Genomic DNA, 4,793 nt, shown 5'->3' on the forward strand with positions numbered 1-4,793 from the left:
TTCTTATCCCCTTCATCACCACAATCTACTGTACAAGGTGGTGAGATCGGTGTGCCCTCATTAGGCGGTAGCGGTTTCTGAGTCTCAGAATCAGACCCACACGCTGTAAGTAACATACAGATAGTAATAAGTAGTATTTTTTTCATGTCATTTCTTAGTTGGGCGGGGAGTAATAAAAGTGAGTTAAAGTGTTAAAATCTTATTCAACTCTAAAGTAATGTACATTCTAAACAGAAGGCACTTATGAGTTAAGCGAAACGCTGGTAGCAGCATAGAAAACGCTAACATTCTCACAATTGTGCTCAAGTCCTTTCACACAATTTTCAATCAACATAACAACAAAGCAAATCAGCAACTTTTGTTTTGCTGTTTGAGCTAAAAAATCAAGAGAAGTATTGATGATTTTGAATGGTATATGAGCTAATTCTATAATCAAGATATGGAATTACTCATATTAGGAGCCACCTAATGTTCACAGGAGCAGTAAACTACTGGATGCCTTTTGTTGCAGTTGGGATGTCGCTTATTGTTTGTTTAGGGATATTAATTTATTCGTTGATGACTGTTCTGGTCTAATTCCATCGGACACTTAATTTTGAGACAGTATGGTCAATAAATTAAGAGGTCTATATGAGTCAAAAAAAATCACATAAGAGTTATCCGCAAGCATATAAAGATGAAGCCGTCTTGATGGTGCTAGAGCAAGGTTATAGCGTTGCTGATGCAGCAAAGTCTCTTGGGGTTAGCACCAGTTTGCTTTACAACTGGAAGGAAATATAGCAAGCCCTACAACAAGGTATCGCTTTAGAAGTGTAGTGGTCAACAAAAACTTGCCACAGTTTTAGAGTATTCCTGTTGTAACCCTCCCAATAATAATCGCTCCGATTCATTAGGAGTTAGCCCACCGTTATATTGATGGGGTCTAAGCTGGCTGTAATAGCCAATGATTGAACCTCCAGCAAATCAGTGGACACAAGCCAGTCTTCGTTGTTATTCAATTCGAACCAAATGATTCATTAGAAAAATTGTTCAAATATTAAACCCAAGGTATGTTACGAGTCATTACTCTAAGCTGTTTTGGGGCATAAATGTGTTAAGAGCACTAACTTTATACTTCATTTAAATTGGCTCAGTTACAGCAGGCCATTACTTCAATCTAACCCATTGCCTGCCGCAGGTGATGTATAGGATATACAAATGTCGCGATCACATGGATGTGAAAGAGCGACCTTATGTGCAGATGCATCCAAGACACGCCGTAAACACATCCATGTGGGCTCTGCGAAAACATCCATGTTTTCGAAGGTCTTGAACGCATCGACACTGGAATTATTCTCTCTTCGATTTAGCTTTATATTTTGCTTTAAGTAAAAGAAAAGTTAAAAAACCAATAAATTTGAAAGTCTAAAAGACTCAATCTGAATTGAGGTCATCGAGAAAAGGCCGTGAGCTTGGCATGGATGCCAAGCTAGCTTTCGTTTGGCCACGGATGGCCTATCGGAAGCGTTAGGGCTTTTCGACAATGACCGAAGACGGATACAAACGACGTTGAAAGCTGGATCAATCCCCATCGAAAATCATGCGCTTTTCAGCATTTTTCGTCGGGGCGCTGAGGGATATCCAAAAGGGGAACAAGCGCTTTTCCCCTTTTGGTCGGGTGTGGGTGGAAAACCCACGACGTTAATCCAAACGAAGTTTGGAGATTAAGTGAAATCCAGCGTTATAGATCTGCTGTGGGCGAAGCACCACGATGTTGTTTGTTCAAAATAGCAAACTAGATTTGGGTCACAAAATCGTTAGAGAAGTGTGCCGTTGTAAGTTTTGCCAACTTAAACGACTCATGAAATTTCGAACTTTGTTGTCTTAGTTTCAATCTTTGTTGTCTCGTTGCAGACTTTTATGTACATCGACAGGGAAATGAATAACACCAAGCGCTTGAGAAAATAAGTGTCTTAGCAAGGGTTTATCCGCTGTCTCTCTATTTCACCATACAATGTTGGTAAATGTTAACCCATTGCTGGTAAGTGAGCTCAATGCTCGCATCACTTTCATTGTCACTTTCACAACAGTAAGCTTCACTCTTTGAGCACACTTCTTCAATTATATCAGCTAATTGCTCAGTAACACAGCCTGAAAAATACTCGTTATTTAAAGCAATATTGTTAAGTTGTTGGCGCTGCACAAGGGGGATATCTAATGAGTCCTGCGGCGACATAACGCAATCTGATGGTGCTATCGATAATAAAGCAACGGTGATCAGTCCTTTCATATTCACTCCCATATATTTACATCAATTTTACGATAGCTATTGTAACCACCGCACAGCAAGGTTTTATTCGAATTAATTGATTATATTCTTTGCGCTAATCGAAAATTACTATACTGTGTTTGTTCATCTGTTTCGTCATCTATATTCAATTAGATATTTGGCTTAGCTCTCGCTACCCAAATAGGACATATAATGACGACCCCTCTGCGCATTCGCTATCACACCATAGAAGTCGGTAACAACGATATCCACCTGTGTACCCTTCGCGATAAACAGCAATTCAGTGACGATGATGACACGGCAAAAGACTTAGGTATTTCTTCAGCGTTATGGCCCATTTTTGGCGTGGTATGGCCTTCAAGTATGGTGCTGGCTAACCATATGCTCGAGTATCAAACTCAAGGTAAACGCATACTAGAAATTGGCTGTGGGATCGGGCTTTCAAGCTTATTACTAAACCAAAGAGCTGACGACATTACTGCCACAGATTATCACCCAGAGGTTGAAGGTTTTCTATTAAGAAATACCCAACTAAATAATGACAAATCGATAAACTTTGAACGAGTCGATTGGGCAGATGATAACAGTGATTTAGGCCAGTTTGATTTAATCATCGGCAGTGATTTATTGTACGAAGATGAACATATTGCCCTACTGGCTTACTTCATTCAGACCCATGCCAATCGCCAATGTGAAATCGTTATCGTCGACCCCGGTCGTGGCCGGAAAAACAAACTCACCACCAAGATGGATGAATATGGCTTTAGTCACAATCACATCAAACCCACTCACACTGATTATTTAGAGCAACAATTCAAAGGCCATATTTTACGATTTACCAGAGAAGTTTAAGAATAGCGGCTGGATAAATAGCTATAACATAATTTCAGATCATAAAAATTACTGCCAAACAACACTACAAGTCGCGAGTAAGTTAACCTTTACTCGGGATCTTCTGTTAGTTTTCTTGTAAATAGTTTATTTGATTTAAATGGCAGAAAAAATAAAGCTAAATAATTATTTCGGTAAACCATCTCTTGTATTAAAAGTGGTAAAGAAACACTTAAAATAAAAGCTACCACTGCAAACACTAGCCCTATCGAATAATTAATATCACCCGAAGATATGAATGTATAAACCTTCCAATGAATCACGTAATGAAAAATAAGGATAAATAAACTCCCAGCCCCTAACTTCTGAAATATGACTTTGAATGCATTATGCTTTACCAGCAACACTGAAATACACATAACTATATAGATTCCACTTATGGCACCTATCGAAGCTGTTATTGCTGTCTCATATATTCTTTTATTTAAATCTGTATACGATTTGGTTAAAAATATAATACAAACGAAAATAAAACAAGCGAAGACAAACAAATACCGATGAGGAGAAAAACCAATTATTTTATTCCGCATTAAATACCCAGAAATAAAGAATGAGGAGGAAATAAGTAGAATATCAATAGAAAAAGGAAGACCAGGAAGAACACTTACCTTACCAGCAATAGTAATTTCTTTAAGCCAAAAAGTATCAACATACAAACCACCCAAAAGAAGTAGCAGCATTAACACGAACATTTTAATAGGCAGTGGTAATAGATTAAAGTGAGTAAATCGAAACAAAACATAGCTAAAGCAGTAAACAGTAAACAAGTGTGTTAAAAACCACATTTGAACCCACCTCAAGGTCTCTCCATTACCATAAAATATCCCTTGCAATTGCAGCAATAAATTATCATTTTGAAAGATAACATCAATAACAAAAAGCAATAATAGTACGGAGAAATAAGGCTTAAGAAGCGCTTCAGATTTTTTTAGAATAAATAATTTAGGTGGAGTAGAGAAAGAAAAGAAAACACCAGACAAAAAGAAAAAGAGTGGCATTCTAAATAATGACATACTGTCTATTATTTCTGGAAAAAATGACGCTAACTTACTATGCACAAGTGCAACTAAAGTAATAGAAATACCTTTCGCAATATCTATATGCTCTACTCTATTATTCATGCACACCTAATCTGATAATTTAGTATTTGTGTGTAAAGAAGATACTTAGGCATGAATAACCTATTTGAACTTCACTGACGACACATTGAGTATAGTTTATGCATCAGGGCTATGCCGTCATACTAAAGATTATCAGTTAAAAAATACAATTAACCACTTGTTATCAATGTGATTTTATGTGTTTTTTATATTTTCACTTTCAAATTTTAGCTATTATTAATAATAATTTTGAGCAATTACAAAGCAGCAATTACAAAGCCACCCATTATTTAGAAGTTATAACATAACGCCATTCGTTTTAAGTTGCTAACACTTACATCCATTAACTGATGGGATTATTCCTGCCAAAGGACTAAATACTTCATCATTAATCACCAAAAATAACTCATAAACTAAATTCAACACAGCAAAAAAGCTTGATATCTATCAAGTGGAAAATGCTTTTATTTGAAATTAAGAAATGGTGTATTAAGCGCACAACCAGCGCTGACAGTTAGCTGCACCTTGTCGTC

The 4,793-nt window shown here is 36.9% G+C and carries 3 protein-coding genes and 1 pseudogene; 2 read left to right on the forward strand and 2 right to left on the reverse strand.

Going from position 1 to position 4,793, the window contains the following annotated elements; genetic code table 11:
• Positions 1 to 630: 630 nt before the first annotated feature.
• Positions 631 to 777 (forward strand): annotated as a pseudogene (locus tag Q4533_RS19390) (transposase); the annotation flags it as partial.
• Between the two features lie 1,201 nt (positions 778 to 1,978).
• Here the strand turns inward: Q4533_RS19390 and Q4533_RS19395 are convergent.
• On the reverse strand, positions 1,979 to 2,269 hold the full coding sequence (locus Q4533_RS19395; protein ID WP_303503866.1) for a hypothetical protein: 291 nt from the start codon (positions 2,267 to 2,269) through the stop codon (positions 1,979 to 1,981).
• A 192-nt stretch (positions 2,270 to 2,461) separates the two neighbouring features.
• On the opposite strand from Q4533_RS19395, the gene Q4533_RS19400 reads away from it, so the two are divergent.
• Positions 2,462 to 3,121 (forward strand): methyltransferase, encoded by a 660-nt coding sequence (locus Q4533_RS19400; protein WP_303503868.1) that lies wholly within the window; start codon positions 2,462 to 2,464, stop codon positions 3,119 to 3,121.
• 89 nt (positions 3,122 to 3,210) lie between these two features.
• On the opposite strand, the gene Q4533_RS19405 is transcribed toward Q4533_RS19400, so the two are convergent.
• On the reverse strand, positions 3,211 to 4,281 hold the full coding sequence (locus Q4533_RS19405; protein ID WP_303503870.1) for an acyltransferase family protein: 1,071 nt from the start codon (positions 4,279 to 4,281) through the stop codon (positions 3,211 to 3,213).
• Positions 4,282 to 4,793: the final 512 nt, after the last annotated feature.

Source organism: Shewanella sp. 6_MG-2023 (assembly GCF_030547195.1).
In the GTDB taxonomy this organism is placed as follows: domain Bacteria; phylum Pseudomonadota; class Gammaproteobacteria; order Enterobacterales; family Shewanellaceae; genus Shewanella.